This window comes from Pseudidiomarina piscicola (genome assembly GCF_902806985.1).
Lineage (GTDB): Bacteria > Pseudomonadota > Gammaproteobacteria > Enterobacterales > Alteromonadaceae > Pseudidiomarina > Pseudidiomarina piscicola.
Window position 1 is genome coordinate 186,429 of the sequence record NZ_CADCXY010000001.1, and the last position, 22,329, is coordinate 208,757.

Annotated in this window: 22 protein-coding genes and 5 tRNA genes; 5 read left to right on the plus strand and 22 right to left on the minus strand. The window is 51.1% G+C overall.

The genetic code is table 11. The annotated features are described in order from the left end of the window. Positions 1 to 2: 2 nt before the first annotated feature. From rlmH to PSI9734_RS00965, 13 genes are all read right to left on the minus strand, one after another. Positions 3 to 473, minus strand: coding sequence for a 23S rRNA (pseudouridine(1915)-N(3))-methyltransferase RlmH (rlmH, locus tag PSI9734_RS00905; protein ID WP_173919242.1), 471 nt, complete (start codon positions 471 to 473; stop codon positions 3 to 5). Further along, positions 473 to 796: a ribosome silencing factor gene (gene rsfS, locus PSI9734_RS00910; RefSeq protein ID WP_173919243.1), complete on the minus strand. Its 324-nt coding sequence runs from the start codon at positions 794 to 796 to the stop codon at positions 473 to 475. Before rsfS ends, rlmH begins: the two co-directional genes overlap by 1 nt. A gap of 76 nt (positions 797 to 872) precedes the next feature. Next, positions 873 to 1,502 carry a nicotinate-nucleotide adenylyltransferase gene (gene nadD / locus PSI9734_RS00915; RefSeq protein WP_173919244.1) on the minus strand — a complete coding sequence of 210 codons (630 nt, stop codon included), beginning with the start codon at positions 1,500 to 1,502 and terminating at the stop codon, positions 873 to 875. Next, a complete protein-coding gene (holA, locus tag PSI9734_RS00920; RefSeq protein ID WP_173919245.1) occupies positions 1,490 to 2,515 on the minus strand; it encodes a DNA polymerase III subunit delta in 1,026 nt (341 codons plus the stop codon). Before holA ends, nadD begins: the two co-directional genes overlap by 13 nt. A gap of 4 nt (positions 2,516 to 2,519) precedes the next feature. Further along, positions 2,520 to 2,993, minus strand: a complete 474-nt coding sequence (locus PSI9734_RS00925) for an LPS-assembly lipoprotein LptE (RefSeq protein ID WP_173919246.1) — start codon at positions 2,991 to 2,993, stop codon at positions 2,520 to 2,522. Positions 2,994 to 3,021: 28 nt separating this feature from the next. Then, positions 3,022 to 5,610 carry a leucine--tRNA ligase gene (gene leuS, locus PSI9734_RS00930; protein WP_173919949.1) on the minus strand — a complete coding sequence of 863 codons (2,589 nt, stop codon included), beginning with the start codon at positions 5,608 to 5,610 and terminating at the stop codon, positions 3,022 to 3,024. A gap of 54 nt (positions 5,611 to 5,664) precedes the next feature. Further along, positions 5,665 to 5,859, minus strand: coding sequence for a hypothetical protein (locus PSI9734_RS00935; protein ID WP_173919247.1), 195 nt, complete (start codon positions 5,857 to 5,859; stop codon positions 5,665 to 5,667). A gap of 46 nt (positions 5,860 to 5,905) precedes the next feature. Next, on the minus strand, positions 5,906 to 7,444 hold the full coding sequence (lnt, locus tag PSI9734_RS00940) for an apolipoprotein N-acyltransferase (protein ID WP_173919248.1): 1,539 nt from the start codon (positions 7,442 to 7,444) through the stop codon (positions 5,906 to 5,908). Between the two features lie 2 nt (positions 7,445 to 7,446). Beyond that, positions 7,447 to 8,328 carry a CNNM family magnesium/cobalt transport protein CorC gene (gene corC / locus PSI9734_RS00945; protein ID WP_173919249.1) on the minus strand — a complete coding sequence of 294 codons (882 nt, stop codon included), beginning with the start codon at positions 8,326 to 8,328 and terminating at the stop codon, positions 7,447 to 7,449. 18 nt (positions 8,329 to 8,346) lie between these two features. Then, positions 8,347 to 8,817 (minus strand): rRNA maturation RNase YbeY, encoded by a 471-nt coding sequence (gene ybeY / locus PSI9734_RS00950; RefSeq protein ID WP_173919250.1) that lies wholly within the window; start codon positions 8,815 to 8,817, stop codon positions 8,347 to 8,349. After that, complete coding sequence (locus tag PSI9734_RS00955) at positions 8,814 to 9,800, minus strand: PhoH family protein (RefSeq protein WP_173919251.1); 987 nt, start codon at positions 9,798 to 9,800, stop codon at positions 8,814 to 8,816. The genes ybeY and PSI9734_RS00955 overlap by 4 nt, the downstream gene beginning before the upstream one ends. A gap of 13 nt (positions 9,801 to 9,813) precedes the next feature. Continuing rightward, the gene (gene miaB, locus PSI9734_RS00960) at positions 9,814 to 11,256 is read right to left on the minus strand and encodes a tRNA (N6-isopentenyl adenosine(37)-C2)-methylthiotransferase MiaB (RefSeq protein WP_173919252.1); all 1,443 of its coding nucleotides are present in this window, start codon (positions 11,254 to 11,256) and stop codon (positions 9,814 to 9,816) included. Between the two features lie 64 nt (positions 11,257 to 11,320). Continuing rightward, positions 11,321 to 12,205: a DMT family transporter gene (locus PSI9734_RS00965; protein WP_173919253.1), complete on the minus strand. Its 885-nt coding sequence runs from the start codon at positions 12,203 to 12,205 to the stop codon at positions 11,321 to 11,323. A gap of 119 nt (positions 12,206 to 12,324) precedes the next feature. Between PSI9734_RS00965 and PSI9734_RS00970 the strand changes: the two genes are divergently transcribed. Continuing rightward, positions 12,325 to 13,461 (plus strand): FAD-dependent oxidoreductase, encoded by a 1,137-nt coding sequence (locus PSI9734_RS00970; protein WP_173919254.1) that lies wholly within the window; start codon positions 12,325 to 12,327, stop codon positions 13,459 to 13,461. A 58-nt stretch (positions 13,462 to 13,519) separates the two neighbouring features. Here the strand turns inward: PSI9734_RS00970 and PSI9734_RS00975 are convergent. The 7 genes from PSI9734_RS00975 to PSI9734_RS01005 form a co-directional block, all read right to left on the minus strand. Next, positions 13,520 to 13,606: transfer RNA gene (locus PSI9734_RS00975), tRNA-Leu, on the minus strand. Positions 13,607 to 13,622: 16 nt separating this feature from the next. Further along, positions 13,623 to 13,697 (minus strand) — tRNA-Gln (locus PSI9734_RS00980). A 23-nt stretch (positions 13,698 to 13,720) separates the two neighbouring features. Next, positions 13,721 to 13,795: transfer RNA gene (locus tag PSI9734_RS00985), tRNA-Gln, on the minus strand. A gap of 38 nt (positions 13,796 to 13,833) precedes the next feature. Then, a tRNA-Leu gene (locus tag PSI9734_RS00990) sits at positions 13,834 to 13,918 on the minus strand. An 18-nt stretch (positions 13,919 to 13,936) separates the two neighbouring features. Next, positions 13,937 to 14,013: transfer RNA gene (locus tag PSI9734_RS00995), tRNA-Met, on the minus strand. Positions 14,014 to 14,168: 155 nt separating this feature from the next. Continuing rightward, a complete protein-coding gene (locus tag PSI9734_RS01000; RefSeq protein WP_173919255.1) occupies positions 14,169 to 14,837 on the minus strand; it encodes an SDR family oxidoreductase in 669 nt (222 codons plus the stop codon). Positions 14,838 to 14,847: 10 nt separating this feature from the next. Continuing rightward, on the minus strand, positions 14,848 to 16,242 hold the full coding sequence (locus tag PSI9734_RS01005) for a class II fumarate hydratase (protein WP_173919256.1): 1,395 nt from the start codon (positions 16,240 to 16,242) through the stop codon (positions 14,848 to 14,850). Between the two features lie 81 nt (positions 16,243 to 16,323). On the opposite strand from PSI9734_RS01005, the gene PSI9734_RS01010 reads away from it, so the two are divergent. The 4 genes from PSI9734_RS01010 to PSI9734_RS01025 are packed head-to-tail and all read left to right on the plus strand — an operon-like array spanning position 16,324 to position 20,557. After that, positions 16,324 to 16,983, plus strand: coding sequence for a methylamine utilization protein (locus PSI9734_RS01010; RefSeq protein WP_173919257.1), 660 nt, complete (start codon positions 16,324 to 16,326; stop codon positions 16,981 to 16,983). Then, complete coding sequence (locus PSI9734_RS01015; RefSeq protein WP_173919258.1) at positions 16,973 to 19,261, plus strand: putative bifunctional diguanylate cyclase/phosphodiesterase; 2,289 nt, start codon at positions 16,973 to 16,975, stop codon at positions 19,259 to 19,261. Before PSI9734_RS01010 ends, PSI9734_RS01015 begins: the two co-directional genes overlap by 11 nt. After that, the gene (locus PSI9734_RS01020; RefSeq protein WP_173919259.1) at positions 19,248 to 20,105 is read left to right on the plus strand and encodes a DUF3034 family protein; all 858 of its coding nucleotides are present in this window, start codon (positions 19,248 to 19,250) and stop codon (positions 20,103 to 20,105) included. The genes PSI9734_RS01015 and PSI9734_RS01020 overlap by 14 nt, the downstream gene beginning before the upstream one ends. 26 nt (positions 20,106 to 20,131) lie before the next feature. Further along, positions 20,132 to 20,557 (plus strand): group I truncated hemoglobin, encoded by a 426-nt coding sequence (locus PSI9734_RS01025; RefSeq protein WP_173919260.1) that lies wholly within the window; start codon positions 20,132 to 20,134, stop codon positions 20,555 to 20,557. Between the two features lie 81 nt (positions 20,558 to 20,638). Here the strand turns inward: PSI9734_RS01025 and ychF are convergent, their stop codons facing one another. Further along, complete coding sequence (gene ychF / locus PSI9734_RS01030; protein WP_173919261.1) at positions 20,639 to 21,730, minus strand: redox-regulated ATPase YchF; 1,092 nt, start codon at positions 21,728 to 21,730, stop codon at positions 20,639 to 20,641. 1 nt (position 21,731) lies between these two features. Next, the gene (gene pth, locus PSI9734_RS01035) at positions 21,732 to 22,325 is read right to left on the minus strand and encodes an aminoacyl-tRNA hydrolase (RefSeq protein WP_173919262.1); all 594 of its coding nucleotides are present in this window, start codon (positions 22,323 to 22,325) and stop codon (positions 21,732 to 21,734) included. Between the last annotated feature and the right edge of the window lie 4 nt (positions 22,326 to 22,329).

Here is a 22,329-nt window from a genome sequence, read left to right on the forward strand (position 1 = left end):
GTTTAGTCACGGTGGTAAGGGTGGTTAGCGTTGATGCTCCAAGCTCGATAAAGCGCTTCAGCTACAATAACCCGCACCATGGGGTGAGGCAAGGTTAAGGGCGACAGACTCCAACGTTCATCGGCGACGGCGGTACAAGCGGCTGCTAGCCCTTCAGGGCCACCAATAAGTAGACTGACATCGCGCCCGTCCATTTGCCAATCGTTGAGGCGACTGGCAAGTTTCGGGGTATCCCACTTACGGCCTTCTACTTCGAGGGTTACAACCCGATTGCCTTTGCCGATAGCTGCCAGCATCGCGTCGCCCTCTTGCTTGGTAAGGCGTGCAACGTCAGCATTTTTACCGCGTTTACCGGCTGCAATTTCGATTAACTGCAACTGACAGTCAGTGGGGAGTCGCTTAGCGTAGGTTTCAAACCCGGTGCTGACCCAACTTGGCATTTTCTGGCCAACTGCAATCAGCTGGATTCGCATTACCGTGGCGCCCAGAGTTTTTCGAGTTCGTAGAAGTCACGAATGGATTCTTGCATGACATGAACCACAACGTCACCCAAATCAACCAAAACCCACTCGGAGCTTTCCGCACCTTCAACGCCAATCGGCGGTACGCCATTATGTTTGCTTTCTGCCGCAACATGGTTGGCGAGGCTTTTTACGTGGGTTTTCGAACTTCCTGAACAAACGACCATAAAGTCAGCAATGTCAGTTTGCCCATTGACATCAAGTACCTTGATGTCACGGCCTTTGAGGTCTTCTAATTTATCAACGACAAAGTCGCGTAATTGTTCAGCTTGCAAAAGTGAAACTCTCCTAAACAGACGTTTTTAACGGCAGCTAGTTTACCACGACTGATTGAGAAACGTCACCTTAAGCTTATGGATACAGCTGATGTTGTTTGATGTAGTGAGCCACTGCGGGCGGAACCAGGTGTTCCCAAGGTTGTTGGTGACTGATCTTCGACCTTAGAGCGGTGGCAGATACGTCAATAGCGGGGGTGTCGAGGCATAGAATACAGCCGGCCTGTTGCTGCTTGAGTGCATGACTATCGGTGACCCGTCGTTGTTGCGCGAGCTGTTCGACTTCTGCGGCCCAGCAGACATCTTGATTAGGACGTTGCATGACGGCCAAATGGGCAACCTGTACCAGTTCTTGCCAGCGGTGCCAGGTATTGAGCTTGGCAAAGGCATCGTCGCCCAGCAGAAACACTAAGGTGTCTTCGGGCCACTGCTGCTGCATTTCTTGCAAGGTGAGTAAGCTATAGGAAAGCCGTTGGCGATCGAGCTCCCATGGCTCGGCAATCACCTGAGGATAATCGGTGAAAGCCAGACGTACCATTTCCAGGCGCTGTTCCGCAGTTGCGGTTGGGCCGCCACGATGGGGTGGTTGTGCGCTCGGCATCACATGCAAACGCTCAGCCTTAAGCTGTGTGAATGCCGCGAGGGAGGTTTGCACATGCCCCTTGTGAATGGGGTCAAAGGTGCCGCCGAAAATTACCCGTAGCATGACGTTAAAAACGCAGGGTCACGCTGCGGCTGACAGAGAAGAATAATGGCTTGGCAATAGAGAGTCGCTAGCTGTTCACCCGAGTCTCGTTTAAACGCAAACTCTAACCGTACCAGTAGCTGATTTAGGCGTGCCAAGTGTTGCGGCTGAAGGCGCTGCGCAAAGGCCCGATAGGCGCCTTCTTGATTGCGCCAGATACCTAACGCCATAAGTTCTTTAGCGGAGGGCTGCCCCTGCTGTAATTGCTGCAGTTTCTGAGCTTCGCGTTGCAGCATCCAGTTAAGAATGGCGACCTCAGTTTCCTCTTCCAGTAAGCGTTGTAACCGGCGTAAGGCGCCACTCAAGTCGCCTTGCACAATGGCGTCTTGTAGCGCAAAGACGCTAAAGCGGCTTTGGTCGTGAGCTGCTTCCATTAAAAATTCGGTGGTTAAGGGCTGCGGCGCATCCATCAGTGCCAGCTTCTGCAATTCTTGATCAAGCGCTAGTAAATTGCCCTCGAACCAATCGGCAAGTAACTGAGTTGCATCGGGCGTTAAGCTCAATTGGTAGCGTTGGGCTCGGTGCTGAATAAATTGCGGTAACTGGCGTCGTTCCGGGCTGTTGGCCTGCACGACCGGACCGGCTTGCTCTAGCAACTTATACCACTTTGCTTTGAGCTGCTCTTGTTTCAGCTTAGGGCCGGTTAGGATCAGTATTTGATCCTCAGGAAGTTGCGCGCAGTAACGCTTTAAAGCGTCAGCCCCGTCGCGCCCTGGCTTTGCCTCTGGTAGGTCTAATTCGATCAGGCGCTGGCTTGAAAATAGCCCTAAGTTGACGCTTTCCGCCTGCAACACACGCCAATCGAACTGTTTGTCTTGAATAAACCGTTCGCGTTCATCGATACCTTGCTGACGGGCTTGGGCCCGAATGATTTGTAATGCATCGTCGACCAGTAGCGGCGTATCACCAAACACACAAAGCAGGGCGGGTAAGCCATGCTGTTGCAAATGAGCTTGTAGCTGAGCTAATTGCATGGCGCTACTCGCTTACTTTTGCAATAACTTGACGTACCAGCTGCTGTGCCGCTTGTTCGCGCATCTCAGCAACGAGTACTTCGCGTTCGCGCGTTTTTGCCAGGGCAAAGTTAGGGTCGTCTTGATAGTCGCGGAAAACCTCAACTTGCAGCGCTTGGTTTTGTCCCTGTTGCTGGCGCAATAAATAATTGACGGTGTAAATCAATTCATATTCGGCAACTTGACCGCTGGCCGACAAACTAAGGGTTCGTCGGGTCAAGCTATCGCTAACAATTTCAACAGTGGTGACTGAGCTGTCATGCACGAGCTCGGCACCTGCTAGGCGAAAACGTTCACGCGCGGTCGCGGCGAATTCACTAAACTGAGGTGCGTCGATACGTAACTGCTGCAAATCGGCCGGTAACTTATAGTTGCCTTGTAGCTGGAAACCACAAGCCACCAAAAGTAACGAAAATAAACCTAGCAGCAGTGTACGCATGTCGTGTCCTAGTTGTTAATCAATGGTGTTAATTGGCAACGATGTTAACCAATTTACCAGGTACATAAATTTGTTTGCGAATGGTTTTATCAGCAATAAATCGCTGTACGTTTTCATCGTCGGTAGCTGCGGCAATGACCGTCGCTTGGTCAGCATCGGCGGCGACATTAATTTTACCACGCACCTTACCGTTCACCTGAACCACCACCAGAATACTTGACTCGGTAAGCGCCGCGGGGTCGGCTTTTGGCCATGGCGCAAACGTAATATCGTCTTGATGACCAAGTTGCGCCCATAAAACTTCGCTTAAATGCGGGGTTACAGGGGCTAGCATTAGTACGATAGCCTCGAGTGCCTCGCGCATTAAACCGCGGTCAACGGGCGTTTCTAATGGCGCTTTTTGCAGTTTATTCAGTAGCTCCATAATCGCCGCAATTGCAGTATTAAAGTTTTGCCGACGGCCCATATCATCAGAGACTTTTTCAATGGTGCGATGAACATCGCGACGCAAGTCTTCTTGGCCGGCAGTGAGCTGGCTAAAGTCGTTGCTGTGCTGTTGTTCGCCGACAGCTGTATAGTCGGCAACCAAACGCCAGACTCGACGTAAGAAGCGCTGCGCGCCCTCAACACCTGAATCTGACCACTCGAGGGTGGCTTCTGGCGGAGCGGCAAACATCATAAACAAGCGCACTGTATCGGCGCCGTACTTGTCGATCATTAATTGCGGGTCGATGCCGTTGTTCTTCGACTTCGACATTTTGGTCATGCCGCCATAGGTGACTTCTTCACCATCGCTGCGCAGAACCGCCTTGGCGATACGTCCCTTACTATCGCGCTCGACGATATCGACATCAACAGGGGAATACCAGGTGATTTTACCGTTTTGGTCTTCACGGTAGTAGCTATCGGCGAGCACCATTCCTTGGGTTAACAAGCGTTTAAAGGGTTCGTCTGAGTTGACTAAACCGGTATCACGCAACAACTTGTGGAAAAAGCGAGCGTAAAGCAGGTGTAGAATTGCATGCTCGATACCACCGATGTATTGGTCCACAGGCAGCCAGTAGTTTGCTTGCTCAGGGTTGAGCATGCCGTCGTCGAAGTTGGCGCTACAGTAACGTGCGTAATACCAAGACGATTCCATAAAGGTGTCAAAGGTATCGGTTTCGTGCTCGGCTGGCGCTCCGTTATAGGTCGTTTTGCGCCATTCAGGGTCAGCCTTCAGCGGCGACTGATTGCCGTTCATGACCACGTCTTCAGGTAAGCGAACCGGTAACTGATCGGCTGGAACTGGCGCTGAGCTGCCGTCGGCCAAGCGCAACATTGGAATAGGTGTACCCCAGTAACGTTGCCGTGAAACACCCCAATCGCGCAGGCGATAATTGACTTGGCGCCGACCAATGCCTTGCTCTTCGAGGGCTTTTGCAATGGCTTCGAAGGCTTCGTCACTGCTCATGCCCGTGTAAGGACCAGAGTTGATGGTGGTGCCTTTCTCGGTAATTGCAGCATTGGCAATATCGTTGTCGCCTGTTGCCGGATCGATGACGGGCGTGATCGGCAGTTCATAGGCAGTCGCAAATTCCCAGTCACGTTGGTCGTGAGCAGGTACTGCCATCACCGCGCCGGAACCGTAGTCCATTAAGACAAAGTTCGCGACCCAAATTGGCACCGCCTCGCCGGTAAGCGGATGGGTGGCAAAAAAGCCTGTTGGCATACCTTTCTTTTCGATGGTGGCGAGCTCAGCTTCGGCCATTTTCGAGTTCTTAATGGACTCGATAAAGGCTGCCAGTTCAGGGTTGGCGGCCGCTGCTTGTTGCGCTAACGGATGCTGTGCGGCAACAGCCATGTAGGTCACGCCGTAAAGCGTATCCGGGCGTGTGGTATACACGGTCAGCGGCTGTTCGTGGTCAACCACGGTAAAATCAATTTCGACACCTTCTGAGCGACCAATCCAGTTGCGTTGCATGGTTTTGACCTGCTCTGGCCAACCATCTAATTGCTCAAGGTCGTCGAGTAGCTCATCGGCATAGTCAGTGATTTTAATAAACCACTGTGGAATTTCTTTTTGCTCAACCTTGGCGCCAGAGCGCCAACCGCGGCCGTCAATGACTTGCTCGTTGGCAAGTACGGTTTGATCGATAGGGTCCCAATTGACGGTTGCATTCTTTTTATAAACCAAGCCTTTTTCATAAAGCTTAGTGAAGAACCATTGTTCCCACCGATAGTAATCGGGCTGGCAGGTGGCCACTTCGCGCGACCAGTCGTAGCCAAAGCCCAATGATTTGAGCTGGTTACGCATGTAATCAATGTTTTGGTAGGTCCATTTCGCCGGCGCAGTTTCATTTTGAATAGCGGCATTTTCTGCAGGTAAACCAAACGCATCCCAGCCCATCGGCTGTAATACGTTCTTCCCTTGCATACGCTGGTGGCGTGCGACCACATCACCTAGCGTATAGTTACGCACGTGCCCCATGTGCAGTTTGCCACTGGGGTAGGGGAACATCGATAAGCAATAGAATTTTTCTTTATCTTGTTGCTCAGTAACTTCAAAGACTTTATCGCGCTGCCAGCGTTGCTGAACCGCACTTTCTATTTGCGCTGGATCGTAGTTATCCTGCATAACTTTTGACATCTTAGAATCCATTTATTCGACGACGAGAAGGTGAACTAAAACTTACAATGCGTACCACATAAGCAGCATGACAACGAGGCCCGCTAGGCCGAAGAAACCGTATTCGAAGCGGTTTCTTTGCTCTGCGTCACGGTCTTCTTTGTCTCGATAAAAAACGAACATTCCGATACTAGAAACACCTAGAGTTCCTGCCGCGGTAAGAACCGCAAAAATAATTGCTGCGATGAAGTTTTCCATGATTAATTCCACGTTTTGGTTAATGGCCACTAAAACTGCTTACAGTTTACTGATTTTGACGCCGATTGACTATGGGCAAAACACCAAGAAAAGCAATCAACACGGCGAATACCCAAGCGCCGTAGGCTCCCCATAGGTAGTAGGGAGTAATACCGGAGACTAAAGGCACTTCGGCCGACAACGCCGTACTTTCAAATTGTTCTGCCCGTGCTAACCATTGGCCATGTTCGTCAACCATCGCCGTAATACCGCTATTGGTTGAACGAATTAACGGACGACCGAGCTCAATAGCTCGCATACGAGCGATTTGCATGTGCTGTGCGGGACCATGTGAACGGCCAAACCAGGTGTCGTTACTCACGGTTAAAATAAAATCAGTGTCGCCGGTAAAGTTGGCGCGCACATGGCTAGGGAAAGCGATCTCATAACAGATGGCTGTCGTGAAGTGCCAACCATGAGCTTGCAAGGGGGCTTGGGTTGCGGGGCCACGGGTAAAAGACGACATCGGCAAGTTGAACAGCGGTGCCAATGGCCTTAATAAGTCACCAAAGGGTACAAATTCACCAATTGGCAGTAGTTGATGCTTTTGATAACGATTGCCATGGCCATGGTGGTAGCCTTCGGTGATGCCTTGCGCACCATCTTGGCCTAAGGCGATCACAGAGTTAAAGTAGCGGTCGTTTTGAATATCGATAATACCGGTGATAAACGCCGTTCCACTACTATTCATTTCTTGATCGATCGCCGCTAACACATCATCGGTGTAGGGCTCAGGCATGGTGATGGCCGATTCCGGCCAAATTACGACATCATGATTCGGAAGTAAGGGGCGACTTAAGTCCAAATAGCGACTCAAAGTGGGCCAATGTTGATCGGGGTCCCACTTGGTCGACTGTTGAATATTGCCTTGCACCAGACCAATGGTAGCGCTGTCACTACTACGTGAGAGTGCGGTTAAATGAGGCAAGGCGATGGGCACGAGTAACAATCCAGCCATCAGGGTCGGCGCATGCCAAGTGCGGTGCTTGAGCCATTGCACACTCAATAGTGCTAGGGTTAACAGCACCACGGTAATGCCGCTGCCACCCAACCACGCAGCGTAACTTGCAAGCCATGTATCGGTTTGGGTGTAACCAAGTTCTAACCAAGGGAAACCGGTAAGTAGCCAACCACGCAAACTTTCGGCAACTAGCCAGGTGAGCGGAAGCGCCCAGTAGGCACTGGCGTGAACGCGAGTGCTGAGCCATCGCCAAAGATAAAATGCCAGCGCGGGAAACAGGCTTAAATAAAGAAACAACAGCAGTAGCAGGCCAACAGTGGCGATGGGGTGCAGGCCACCGAAGGTATCAATACTCACGTAGATCCAGCTGAGCCCCGCAGCAAACCAGCCTAAACCAAAGTAATAGCCGAGTCGCCATGCGGTGCGAGGCGACTGTTCGTGCATCAGCCAAATGAGGATCGCAAAAATCGGCAGCGGCAGCCACGCTTGGCCAAAGGGTGCATAGCTAAACACCATCAATAGCCCAAGCATACAGCAGCCAAGCCGCAGTAATGCGGCGCGGCCCCAGCCTAACTTATGCGCCATGGTTAGCTATCCGAGTCAGGCGGCGGCGAGGCTTCGGGGAAACTCACTTGTAATTGTGAGATCCGTCGCTTATCGGCACCGGTGACTTTAAATACCATCCCCTCGATGGTGATCTCTTCACCCGGTTGTGGCAGATGACCAAAGCCATGCGCCACCATACCACCAATGGTATCGTACTCTTCGTCGCCAAAGGTGGTGGCAAAATAATCGTTGAAGTCTTCAATGGTGGTTAAAGCTTTGACTGAAAACCGTGACTTACTAATACGTCGAATATCAGCCTTTGAGTCTTCGGTTTGGTCGGTTTCGTCCTCGATTTCACCGACAATTTCTTCCAGTATGTCTTCGATGGTCACTAGCCCAGAAACACCGCCATATTCATCGACCACGATGGCCATATGGTAGCGCTGTGAACGGAACTCTTTGAGCAGTACATCTACTCTTTTGCCTTCTGGGACAATCACCGCCGGTCGAATGACATCGGCGAGCGAGAAGGGACCGTCGGTTTTTTGAAAGCCATAGGCGATGAGGTCTTTGGCTAGCAAAATACCTTCAACATGGTCTTTATTCTCACTGACCACCGGGAACCGGCTGTGCTGTGACTCAATCACGATCGGTAAGAATTCTTCGACCCCTTGGTTGATATCGATGGTGACCATTTGTGAACGTGGGATCATAATGTCGCGCACTTTAAGTTCAGCGACATCAAGTACGCCTTCGATCATTTCTTTGGTGTCGTTATCAATCAAGTCGCGTTCTTCAGCGTCTTGAATCATATCAACTAACTCTTCACGGCTGTTCGGTTCTCCGGTAAACAGTTGCAACAACTTAGTTGCCCACGATTTACTCGCAGAACCGTTGGTAGAGTGGGGGTGGTCATCGCTCATTAGCGGGTAATGCTCCGTTTAGTGACTAACTTCTGCATAAGGGTCAGAATAACCTAAGCCAGTTAGTATCGTTGTTTCGAGGCGCTCCATCTGTTCCGCCTCGGTATCTTCAATATGGTCATAACCTAGCAAATGCAAGGTACCGTGTACAATCATGTGCGCCCAATGGGCGGTCAGGGTTTTTCCCTGTTCTTCAGCCTCGCGGGCGACCACCGCAGCGCATACCACCAGATCACCCAACAAGGTGACCGGCATAGGAATGGGCGCGGTAAACGGAAACGATAGCACATTGGTCGGATAATCACGTTGCCGGTAATCCCGATTCAGCTCTAGCCCTTCGTCTTCATCGACCACGCGGATAGTAAGCTCAGCGTCACCATCTTGCCACTGATGACCAGCTAATGCGGCCTCAACCCAGCTTTGCAACTGCTCGCTGGTGGGCAGGTCGCTGGCTTGGCTCGCTATTTGTACATCAACTGTTAGAGTCATTTGCGCTCATCAAAGTCTTCATAGGCCTGCACGATACGCTGCACCACAGGGTGGCGAACGACATCACCGGCTTGGAAAAAGGTAAAGCTAAGGTCGGTCACATTACGCAGTACTTCAATGACATGCCGCAGCCCTGACTTTTGCCCACGGGGTAAATCGACTTGGGTAATATCACCGGTAATCACTGCACGCGAGTTAAAGCCGATCCGAGTCAGGAACATTTTCATCTGTTCGCTGGTGGTATTTTGGCTTTCGTCCAAAATAATAAAGGCATCGTTTAGGGTACGACCACGCATGTAAGCTAATGGCGCAACTTCAATAACGTTACGTTCAATGAGCTTCTCTACCCGTTCGAAGCCGAGCATCTCAAATAAAGCATCGTAGAGTGGACGTAAATAGGGATCTACTTTTTGTGCTAAATCGCCCGGTAGAAAGCCCAGCTTTTCGCCGGCTTCTACGGCTGGTCGCGTAAGCAATATCCGCCGCACTTCTTGCCGTTCTAGTGCATCAACGGCACAGGCCACAGCTAGATAGGTTTTGCCGGTACCTGCCGGACCAATACCAAAATTCACATCATGACTAAGAATGGCTCGAACATATTCCGCTTGATTATGATTGCGCGGTTTTATCAAGCCACGCTTGGTTTTGATGTGCGTCATTTTTTCCGCGGCAGGGTCGCCATAGCCTTGTTCTAAAATATTGGCTTGTTGAATGGCTAAATGCACCTGTTGCGGCTCAATTTCACCGGCTGTGCCTTTAACTGTTGCGGTTTCTACATACAGGTCGCGCAACAGCTTTGCCGCCGCATCAACAGTATGCTTTTGGCCAATCAGCCGAAACGTACTGTTGCGATGGGTGATCTCAATGCCTAGTCGGCGTTCCACGTGCTTCAAGTTTTCGTCGAAGGGACCGCAGAGTTCCGCTAAACGCCGGCTATCTGCCGGCTCTAGCTCGATATCAAGTGTCGTAACTGTTGGACTCAAAAAAACCTCTTTGTTAAGACTGTTGGGGTGGAACGAAACTGGCGACGCCGAGAGCGTCAGGTTGCGTTCGCGATTGTTTGGCTAAGATGGTTTGCGGCGCGGTATCGACCCGTAGGCCCATCTCGTCTTCAACGCGTATGACGTCACCGCGCAGTGAGTTAGCAAAGGCATCGGTAATTTTCACATCAACGAAACGGCCGATCATGGTGTGGCTACCAACGAAGTTGACGACGCGGTTGTTCTCGGTACGGCCACTTAATTCCATCGGATCTTTTTTCGATGGGCCGGTGACCAAGATACGTTGCTCGGTACCTACCATGCGCCGCGCATGACCATGTGCCTGTTGATTCAACCGTTGCTGCAGAATCTGTAGCCGCTGCTTCTTGGTTTCTTCACTGACGTCGTCAGGCAAGTCTGCCGCTGGCGTGCCAGGGCGTGCGCTGTAGATAAAGCTAAAGCTAAGATCGAAGTCAACGGCTTGTATCAGGTCCATGGTTGCTTCAAACTCGGCGTCGGTTTCACCTGGGAAACCGATGATAAAGTCGGACGACATGGCAATGTTCGGGCGAACGCGCTTAAGTTTACGAATTTGCGACTTGTATTCGAGCGCAGTATGGCCACGCTTCATCAATGTTAATACCCGGTCGGAGCCACTTTGTACGGGTAAGTGCAAATGATTCACCAACTCCGGAATGGTCGTGTAGGCTTCGATAATATCATCGGTAAACTCCACCGGGTGCGAGGTGGTATAGCGAATGCGGTCAATACCGTCAATGGCGGCGATAAGATGCAATAACTCCGAAAAACGGCAGACTGTGCCATCAAAGTTTTCACCACGGAAAGCGTTCACGTTTTGGCCTAGCAGGTTGACCTCACGCACACCTTGTTCAGCCAGTTGTGCCACTTCATAGAGCACATCGTCGACCGGACGACTGACTTCTTCACCGCGGGTGTAAGGCACCACGCAGAAGGTACAGTACTTGCTACAGCCTTCCATAATCGACACAAACGCCGAAGGACCTTCCGCCTTTGGCTCAGGTAAGCTATCGAATTTTTCAATTTCCGGGAACGAGATGTCAACCATTGGGGTATGTTCGGTTTGCACCTGTTTCACCATCGCTGGAAGGCGATGCAAGGTTTGCGGGCCAAACACAATATCGACATAAGGGGCGCGGCTACGAATGTGATCACCTTCTTGTGAGGCCACACAGCCACCGACTCCAATGACGAGTTCAGGGTTTTTGTCTTTTAAATTTTTCCAACGCCCTAGCTGGTGGAAAACTTTCTCTTGGGCTTTTTCACGAATCGAGCAGGTATTGAGCAGGATAAGATCGGCATCTTCTGGCTCTTCTGCGACTTCATAGCCATGGGTCGCCTTGAGTAAGTCAGCCATTTTTGCTGAATCATACTCGTTCATTTGGCAGCCCCAAGTTTTGATGTATAACTTCTTGCTCATAACTTGTTTTGCTCACTTGCGTTGGTGTATCTAAAAAGGGACATTATTTTAGCTTGTTCTGCGCTCAACTGCCAACTTTGCCACCGGTTTCTGCTTTGCGGCGGGTACGAATCGCTAAATAGCCGGCAATAGTGATGATCACAGCGCCGAACAACATGTGCCAGGTAATCGGCTCGTGCCAGAACCAATAGCCCATAAAGGCGGCGAAAATAACCGAGCTGTAGGTAAATACGCCCACTTTTGCCGCTGGGGCTAACGAAAACGCCTTGGTCATACTTAGTTGTCCAGTCACCGCTAACAAACCCATGGCAGCGATACCAAACCAATGCTCGGCGGCAATAGGCTGGCCCAACCAAATTAACGGCAGCCCCGATAGAAGTGTCGAAAGCGCTGAGAAATAAAACACAATTTTACTCGAAGACTCCGTTGCCGACATTTGCCGAATCAGGGTTTTGGTAAAAGCCGCAAGAGCTGCAGCAATAAAAGCGATACCGATAATAGGAGATAATTCAGCGGCAACCGGGTTCAGAAAAATAAATACGCCAATAAAACCGATGGCAATGGCCAACCAGGTTTGCGGTAAAACCGTTTCCGCCAGCCATAAGCGACCGATCACCGGGATCAAAAAGGGCGACAGCAACAATACTAATGTGGCTTGGGCGAGAGGAATGTGCGCGATCGCATAGAAAAACAGGTACATAGCGGCAAGGCCTGCCACCCCGCGACTCAGATGAAAGCCCCAGGCCTTGGTCTTAAAGGTTGCCGGGCCTTTGCGCCAGAGCCAGGGTAACAGCACCACAAACGCCATTAAGCTGCGGAAAAAAACTAACTGCTCGGAAGGTACATCGGTGCTTAGATATTTCACTAGGGCGCTGACGCTCGCAAAGCAAAGTTCAGCCCCAAGCACCAATAGTGATGCAATGATCACCGTGCGTTGTGGAGTCTCCATAAGAGCCTTATCAGCGAATCAATTGAAACCGCTATGTTACCATTTTCGCATCAGACACTGTATTCTTTGAGCGGTATTTTTTATGATGCTCACAACATTGACCGAATAAGGTAAACACCATGCATGTGGTAATTGTTGGTGCTGGGCTCGTTGGTGCCGCTGCGGGCTTAGCGGCGCAACAAGCAGGCTACCGAGTGACACTATTGGAACGAAATGCGGCGCCAACGGCCAAGCCAGCAGACAAGGCTTGGGACTTACGAATTTCGTCCATTCACCAACGCAATGTTGAGTGGCTACAGCAGTTAGGCGCATGGCACTCTCTAGCACCGAACAAAGTGCGTCGCTATGATGCCTTGCGAGTGACCACACGAGACGGTTTGTCGGTCGATTTTAATGCGGCAGAGGTGAACCAATCACAGCTTGGGGTGATGGCCGAAAACGACGCCTTGGTGCGCGCTATGTGGCAGCAATTACAACAGTTGCCGAACGTCAGTATTAGATCGGAGACGCAGGTTGAGAGTTATGCGATTGCGCAGCGCAAAGTGTATCTTAGCGATGGCCAACAGCTGAACTATGACCTCTTGCTTGGCGCCGATGGCGCGGGATCAGCCGTTGCGCAAGCGGCGCAAATTGGTAGCCGCGGCTGGGACTATGACATGCGTTGTTTGTTGGCCATCGTTAAAACCGAACAGCCGATCCCGAGTGCCACTTGGGAAGTGTTTCGGGAGTGTGGCCCCTATGCCTTATTACCCCTAGACCAGCACTTGGCGTGCTTAATCGATTATCGGTCCCAGCAAGCATGGCGCAGCGCCGATGCACTGGAGGTCGCCAAGGCGCTCGAAACAACCTTTACGCCAGCGATTGGCACTTTTGAACTGCTGCGTCATGGTAGCTTTCCATTGCGGCGTCAACGCGCGTTACATTATGTCGATGCAGAGGCGGGCCTTGCCTTGGTTGGCGACGCTGCGCACAGTATTCATCCGTTGGCGGGGCAAGGTGTCAATCTCGGCTTTGCCGATGTTCGGGTAATCGTCGAAGAGCTGGCGCAAAAACCTTTAGATAAAGCGTTAAGGAGCTATGAACGGCGCCAAATGGCAACCAATCAGCAGATGATGCGCGCCATGGATGCAATTCACTATGGTTTTCGCTCGAAACATTTTGCTGCGCGCGCTATGGTCGCGACGGGCTTAGCTGCGGTAAGTAAACTGACACCTTTGAAACGGCGTATTATTAAACGTGCGATGGGTGAAAGTTAGACATAAAAAAACCGCCGAAAGGCGGTTCTATGCGTTGCTACGGTCACCATGGTTTAGATGGTGCGGAGGGAGGGACTTGAACCCTCACGTCCTTTCGGACACTAGCACCTGAAGCTAGCGCGTCTACCAATTCCGCCACCACCGCAACAAGCAGGTGAGAGTGGCTGGGGTATCAGGATTTGAACCTGAGAATGGCGGGATCAAAACCCGCTGCCTTACCGCTTGGCTATACCCCAACTCTCGGAAAACAGCTTTTAAGTGGCTGGGGTACCAGGATTTGAACCTGGGAATGGCGGGATCAAAACCCGCTGCCTTACCGCTTGGCTATACCCCAACTTAGGCTTAAAAACTTTGCGCTCGACCGAAGAGGGTTGGTGCGGACGGAGAGACTTGAACTCTCACGCCGTGAGGCACTGGAACCTAAATCCAGCGTGTCTACCAATTCCACCACGTCCGCCCATGCAATTATTTTGGTTGGTGGCTACGGCGAGATTCGAACTTGCGACCCCAGCATTATGAGTGCTGTGCTCTAACCAGCTGAGCTACGTAGCCTTACCAAAATTTATCTAACTGCGCTCGGTGAGTGCGGCGCGTATTATGCAAATCAGGGGCTCTAGCGTCAACCTCTTTTTCGCAAAAATACGCGTTTAAGTGTGCGATTGATTAAAAAACCGATAGTTTGGTTAAATTATCAACGTGGATGATGTCTACCAGGGTAATTTTTCACCATTGCTGTGGCGAAAGCATCCAGAACTTTCCAAATTCACTTCATCCATGCGTTGAATGAGACGACCGGCAGCTTCGGCGGCACTAATATCGCCCCGATTATTAACCATTTCGGTTTGCACATAGCCCGGATGCAACATGGCAACGGCAATTCCGTCACTATTAAAGTCGTTGGCTAACGACACCCCCGCGGCATTCAGGGCGGCTTTACTCATACGGTAGCCGTACTGCCCGCCAGAGCCGTTATCGGCCATAGAGCCCATACGAGACGTAATTAAGATGACTTTACTGCCCTTGGTTAAGCCTGGTTTTAGTGCTCTGGTAAGAGCCAAAGGCGCAATGGCATTGACTTCAAATTGACGGCGAATGCTTGCTTCATCAAAACTTGTAAAGTCGTCACCTTCGAGTAGCCCGGCGTTGTTTACCAGTACATCGATGGTTTCACCGTCAAGACGCTCGGCTAATAAACGCCGTGCGTCCGCATCAGTCACGTCAATGCCATCAATAATGGCCACCCCGAGTTGTTCTAACTCGACTGATGGTTGGCGGCAAACGGCGGTTACTTGGTCGCCGCGTTGCTGAAACTGTTGCGCTAGGGCAAGACCAATGCCGCGATTCGCGCCGGTAATGACAACATGTTTAGAATTCATTGTTTCTCCTTTAATCTGCGGTGCCTGGAATGCCACCGTGGGTAAGTTGTTCAGGGTCGAGTAACTGTTCAAGCTCACTTCGTGAGAGCTCGGTCATTTCGTCGGCGACCTCAATAATTGGACGCTGTTCTTGATAGGCCCGTTTGGCAATCGCTGCGGCTTGGTTATAACCAATAACCGAGTTAAGCGCCGTGACTAAAATTGGATTACGCGCTAAAGCATGCTCTAACCGTTGATGCTTCACTTGGAAATCAGCAATAGCCTGGTCGGCAAGGCTGGTCATGGCCTCGCTACTAATTTCGATGGACTCTAGCAAGTGATGCGCGATCACCGGCAGCATCACGTTAAGTTGGAAGTTGCCTTGCTGCGCGGCGACGGCGATGGTTTGGTAACTGCCCGCGATATGGGCCGCGACCATCGCTACAGCTTCCGGGATCACCGGATTCACTTTACCGGGCATGATACTGCTGCCCGGTTGTAAAGCTCGTAGTTCGATTTCGCCAAGGCCAGCCAGGGGACCGCTATTCATCCAGCGTAGATCGTTGCTGATTTTCATGAGTACCGCGCCACAGCTATTTAACGCGCCGGCTAATTGAAGACTTAGTTCTTGCCCCGCAATACCGGCAAACGCATTTTCCGCAGGGCGAAAGTTTTGTCCGACACGTGCACTTAGTTGCTGACAGAAGAGGCTTCGAAAAGCGGCTGGGGCATTGATGCCAGAACCGACTGCGGTGCCACCCTGGGGCAGCGCACGCAAGCGCTCGATAACCTCATTGACGTTACTTTGACAATGGTGCAGTTGGGTTCCCCAAGCTCTAAGCTCTTGTGCCATGGTAATAGGCATGGCGTCCATAAGGTGGGTGCGGCCGGTTTTTACCACATTCTCTAGTTCACGCGCTTTGTCTTCAATGGTTTTCTGTAAGTGCACTATCGCCGGTAGCCATTGCTCGGTAAGTGCCAGTACACAGCTGACTTGAATACAAGTAGGAATCACGTCATTGCTACTTTGACTGCAATTAACATGGTCATTCGGGTGCACAGTAGGCCCGTTATTGCGTTGAATCGACTCGGCAATAACTTCATTCATATTCATGTTGGTGCTGGTACCCGAGCCAGTTTGAAAAATATCTAACGGAAACTGTTCAGTACTCGATTCAGCAATAATGGCATCAGCGGCTGTGCGAATCGCTGTCACTTGTTCGGTATTGAGTAGGTCGAGCTCGCCATTGGCGGCCGCTGCCGCTGCCTTAATTTGCGCAAGGCTATGAATAAAGCGAGTCGGGAAGCGTAGTTTGCTCAAACTAAAGTTGCGCCGCGCACGTTCAGTTTGAGCGCGCCATAACGCATCTTCTGGTACGTCGATGCTTCCCATGCTATCTTTTTCGGTACGAAATCGAGTGGTCATTCTAGGCTCCTCATTGATCTGACATGTTTGCGAATCGCGTATGCAGTCAAACGATTTAATAATAATAAGCATGGGGTGCAGATGCGTAACTTTCAAATGCTTGCGGGTTTTATTTTGCTGGTGCTCTCGATGCACGCCAGCCAAGCACGGGAAATACTGGTGCGGGTCACCGATAAAAATGGTGAGGCTTTGCCGCAAGTCGTCGTCTCGACCGAACATCCGGCAGCAAGTGAGGCCAGCGCAACGGCGGTGATGGACCAAGTCGACCGTTTGTTTGCGCCCTTTATCCTCGCCATCCGCCCAGGTATGGCCGTCGATTTCCCAAACAGCGATAATATTCGACATCAGGTTTATTCATTTTCCGCGACCCGGCCATTTGAATTACCGTTGTACAGCAACCGCAATGCACCAACTATCACGTTTCCAGAAGCAGGTATTGTGGTGTTGGGCTGCAATATTCATGACCATATGCGCGCTTATCTTTACGTCAGCCCACATTTGCAGTCGTTAACAACCAACGCACAAGGTGAGGTGACTCTCGAGGTTGCTGAAGGCGCAACGGAGCTGTTTTTTTGGTACCCCAGTTTAGGTGACAGCACTACCGCAGAGCACAACCTAACTATTGCTGCCGACCAAAAGGTCGTTGACTATCAACTCGCGGTTGCTCAACAACAGCAAATGCCACCGCCGCCGTCGCCACTGCAAGAGCGCTTCAACCGGCTGAAAAATAATGTTAACTAGCTTTCGTGCGCGACTGCTGCTGCTTTTTGTTGGCTTAGCAGGTAGCGTTTTGATTGCGACCTTAATCGCAGTGACTGTGGCCACGGAAAACCAAGCAGAATTAACAGTTGAGCGCGAACTCACGGTAAGTGAGCGGGTGCTCGGTGAGTTGATCAGTATTCGCGGCGAGCAATTGTCGCAAGCGGCACAGGTGTTAGCCGATGATTTTGGTTTTCGTGAAGCGGTCGCCAGTGGTGATCAAGCCACATTAATTTCCGCGATGATCAATCACGGTGAGCGCATTGGCACGCAACTAATGGCGCTGTACCGCCCGGATGGAACCCAACTGGCAAGTACCCATGATCTGCCAGCCAGCAACTCGATCAACGATTACCGAGGTATTCGGCGCATTAATGACGAGTTGTTCCAGCTCGTCACCGTACCCGTGCGGGCGCCCGATGTGATTGCCTATGCAACCCAAGGCTTTCTTGTTGATGATGTGCTGGCCGAGTCGTTAAAACAGTTAACGAACGCCGACATTACATTTTTCGATGCGCAAAGTGGGCATATTTTTGCCTCGAGCTTACCAGCGTCGCAGCGCCAAACTCTGGTTGCAGCCACGCAAGAGGAACGGGTCGAAAGCTGGCTGAATGACGAAGCTCTCGCTGGGCATTTGTCTGACTTTAGTTCGATACATCTTTTAGTTAGCACGTCGCGCAGCGAAGCCACTCAAGAGTACCGAACCTTGCGCACCCAGTATTTTGGTTTTGGGCTGGCCTCGCTGTTGGTGGCGCTCGTATTAGCCTTGGTGACCGCGCGCCATTTTAATAAACCTTTGATGCGTTTAACGGCGGCAGCAGCAGAGCTGCAGCAGGGGCACTACCAAGGCAGCATTGAGCTTGATCGGGGTGATGAGTTTGGCCGATTAGGCGAGGCGTTCAATTCGATGCGGGGCGCCATTGCTGAACGTGAACAGCGTATTATGTATCAGCTTGAACATGATTTATTGACCAACTTACCAAACCGTAAGTCGTTACATCAGTACCTTACGGGGGAGCTTGCAAGTCGCAAAACTGGCAGGCTGCTCATTCTTAATATTGCGCGCTTTCGTGAACTCAATGATCGGTTGGGGCAAAGGTTCGGCGATAAAATTTTGCAACAGGTTGCGCAGCGGCTGCAGGACGAGTTTAACAATGACTGTTTTGTCGCACGCTTGGCGGGGGACGAATTTATTCTAGCGACCGCGGAAAAGGTCAGTGTTGATAACTTGCAGCAACGCCTCCACCGCTTGGTTGCAAAGCCATGGTTGGTTGACGATGCGCGCTATCGCCTCGATTTTCGAGCGGGATTAGTACATTATCCTGAGCAAGGTGATGAAGTTGATGTGCTGCTGCGCCGCGCCCAATTAGCCGCGCGCCAAGCGGCATTTACAAAGCAATTAATGGCGGTGTATAGCCATGGCAGCGACGAAGAATACATGCGCCGCTTACAGATTCTACAAGCACTGCCAGAGGCCATCGCTGAACGCAAATTGGAGTTACACTTTCAGCCTAAAATTGACTGTGCAACAGGTACTGTGGTCGGTGCTGAAGCACTTATACGTTGGCGGCACCCGCAGCTAGGTGTGATACGACCTGATGAGTTTATTCCGCTCGCTGAGCAATCAGGCGATATTCTCGCCGTGACGCGTTGGGTTTGCGAAGCGGCGCTCAATCAGCAACAGTACTGGCTGGAGCAGGGGCGAAAGCTGCAAATGGCGATTAACTTATCGGCAAAAGACCTACAGGACAGCAGTTGGCTTAGCTTTATTAAAGCTGAGTTACAGCAGCGTCACCTCCCCGCTGAAACCTTAACCCTTGAAGTCACCGAAAGCGCGGTTATGGCCGATGTGGAACAGGCGCAGCAGCAACTCACTGAGCTGCGGCGGCTAGGCGTGAAAATTGCGCTCGATGACTATGGCACTGGCTACGCATCATTATCGCAACTGAAACATCTACCGGTAGATGAACTGAAACTCGATCAAAGCTTTATTCGTGGATTAACTGACGTCGAAAATGATCGTGTGATTGTTCGCTCAACGCTTGAGCTAGCGCGACAATTGAAGCTCGAAACAGTTGCCGAGGGAGTTGAAGAGGAAGCCGCGTGGCGCCTTTTACAAACGATGGGCTGTGTCACCTTACAGGGGTACTTTTTCAGTCGACCACTGGCCGCAACTGAGTTCGAAAACTGGTTAAGCACTGACGCCAGTCGCTTTTTGCAATCCTCAGAACCAAACAAAGCAGGGCATGATGAGACGTAAAATTAGCCAAAAAAACTATGCACTAGTGCTCGGTGTTGCACTCGTTGTGGCGCCGGTAGCTCACGCCAATGACGGTAAGTTGCTTGCCACTGGGGCGGTCACCACGATTGAAGGCTCAGGCGGTGGCGGTATTGTTCCTTGGGCGACCACTGCCAGCTATGCAGAAGATGGGGAATGGGGATTCACCGTCAATGCTAACTTTGCCGATGTTGATGACTTTCAGCTCGGCGTGCAGAGCCTGAACCTTACCTATGGCAACCGAATAGAAGTTAGTTATGCCCAACAGCGGTTGGGGCTTAATACCATCGGAGGTGATCTGAAGCAGCAGATTTATGGTTTGAAAGTTAGGCTGCTAGGTGATCTGGTGTATGGCGACCTGCCGCAGGTGAGCCTCGGGGTGCAACATAAGCGCAATACGACGTTTGCGCTGCCACAAGCGGTGGGTGCGAAGCACGACAGCGGTACAGATATTTACCTAAGTGCGGCCAAAGCATGGCTGGCGGGGCCATTAGATCGAACCTGGGTGGCGAATCTAACGTTGCGGGCAACGAAAGCCAACCAGTTGGGGCTGCTGGGCTTTGGTGGTGATCAAAATGATGATTACCAAGTCATGAGTGAGGCGAGTTTGGGGATGTTTGTGAATCGGCATTGGTTGCTGGGTGTTGAGTATCGGCAAAAACCTGACAACTTAGGCTTTGCGCGTGAGTCCGATTGGCGAGATGTCTTTGTCGGCTGGTTTCCGACTAAGTCGGTGGCGATGGTTGTGGCTTATACCGACTTAAAAGGTATCGCCGGCCTACCGGATCAAAGCGGTGCTTATGCATCGTTGCAAATCAGCTTTTAATCGAATAGTTAGAGAGAGACCCGTTTATGCAAAAGCATGTCGTCGCGATTATCTTAGCCATAGTGCTATGGCAGCCGTTGTGTCAGGCGCAGGTCGGTAACAGCCTGTACCAGCAACTTGGCGAAAGAGCAGGTATCAACGAATTAATGACGACCTTTGTATTAGAGATCGCTGAAGACGAGCGCGTGATAGAACACTTTCGGAATGTCGATATTGAGCGTTTTCATCACATGTTGGGTGAGCACTTATGTGAACTGACAGGTGGGCCCTGCACTTATACCGGTGCCGATATGGTCGAAGTACACCGAGGCATGGCCATTACTCGCAGTGAGTTTAATGCGATTGTGGAAAATCTTATTAAGGCGATGGAACATCATCAGTTACCCACCGCGACGCAGAATCGCCTGTTGTCGACCTTAGCTGAGCTCCATGGGGAGATTGTTGGCCAGTAAGAGCCTTTCGGCCTCATACGCAAATAAAAAAGGCCACTTTCAAGTGGCCTTTAGCAGTGGTTTTGTTAGTTACCGACGCGCTTAGACATTAAAGCGGAATAAAATAACGTCGCCGTCTTTAACAATATACTCTTTACCTTCTTCGCGGCGCTTACCGGCTTCTTTCGCCCCTTGTTCACCTTTATGGGCTATGTAGTCGTCGAACGCAACCACGACGGCACGAATAAAGCCTTTTTCAAAGTCGGTATGAATTTTACCTGCCGCTTGTGGCGCAGTTGCACCCACCGGAATCGTCCATGCACGCACTTCTTTTGGACCAGCGGTGAAGTAAGTCTGTAGGTTCAGCAATTCATAACCACCACGAATCACGCGGTTCAGGCCAGGCTCTTCAATGCCAAGGTCTGCCATGAATTCTACTTTTTCTTCGTCATCGAGCTCTGCGATTTCAGACTCGATTTCAGCGCACACAGGTACCACGATGGCATCTTCTTTCGCTGCAATGTCGCGAACCTTGTCTAGGTATGGGTTGTTTTCGAAGCCATCGTCGTTGACGTTGGCAATATACATGGTTGGTTTCAACGTCAACAAGTTGTAAGAGCGGATAGTGGCTCGTTCGTCGGAACTTAACGCTACGGAACGTGCCATTTCGCCTTCTTCTAGTGCGGGTAGCAGCTTCTCTAAGACTTTGCTTTCTGCGACCGCTTGCTTATCGCCGCCTTTGGCTTTTTTCGACAAGCGATGAATCGCTTTTTCAACACTATCAAGGTCGGCCAATGCTAACTCGGTGTTGATCACGTCAATGTCTTCTTGCGGATCGACTTTGCCTGAGACATGCACGATGTTGTCGTTTTCAAAGCAGCGAACAACGTGGCCGATGGCATCGGTTTCACGAATGTTGGCAAGGAATTGGTTGCCAAGGCCTTCACCTTTTGAGGCACCTTTAACCAGCCCCGCAATATCAACAAATTCCATGGTGGTTGGCAGTGTGCGTTGCGGGTTAACGATGGCTGCGAGCTGATCTAAACGGGCATCAGGAACTGCCACCACACCGGTGTTTGGTTCAATGGTGCAGAAAGGGAAGTTGGCTGCCTCGATACCAGCTTTGGTTAAGGCGTTGAACAGGGTCGATTTACCAACGTTTGGCAAACCCACGATACCGCATTTGAATCCCATTTTAATTCTCGCTCTGTGCTTTGAAACTGTGTAATTGCTGTTGTGCAGCGCGCATATCACCATCGATCAACAGTTCAATGCTAGCGCAAGCTTGCGTAATGGTATCGTCCATCAAATATTGGTCCGTTGCCGGGGCTTTCCCCAGTACATAGCCAGTGACTTTACTTTTATGGCCAGGATGACCGATACCGATACGTAAGCGATGAAAGTCCGGACTGCCAAGTGCAGCCGTAATGTCTTTAATGCCGTTATGACCACCACTGCCACCGCCGGTTTTAAACTTAGCAACACCGGGGGGAAGGTCGAGCTCGTCGTAGGCGACCAGTATTTCGTCGGGCTGGATCTTAAAGAAATTCGCTAATGCCGCCACAGCTTTGCCGCTCTTATTCATGTAAGTCATAGGTTCAATTAAACGAACATCCCAACGACCTTTTTGAATACGAGCTGTGTGACCAAAGAATTTTGTTTCAGGTTGCAAGCTTTGTCCGTGCCGACGAGCGAACTCTTCGACTAACCAGAAGCCTGCGTTATGGCGGGTTTGCAAATATTCGGGGCCTGGATTACCCAGGCCCACGATCAAACGAATTGCAGACATGACG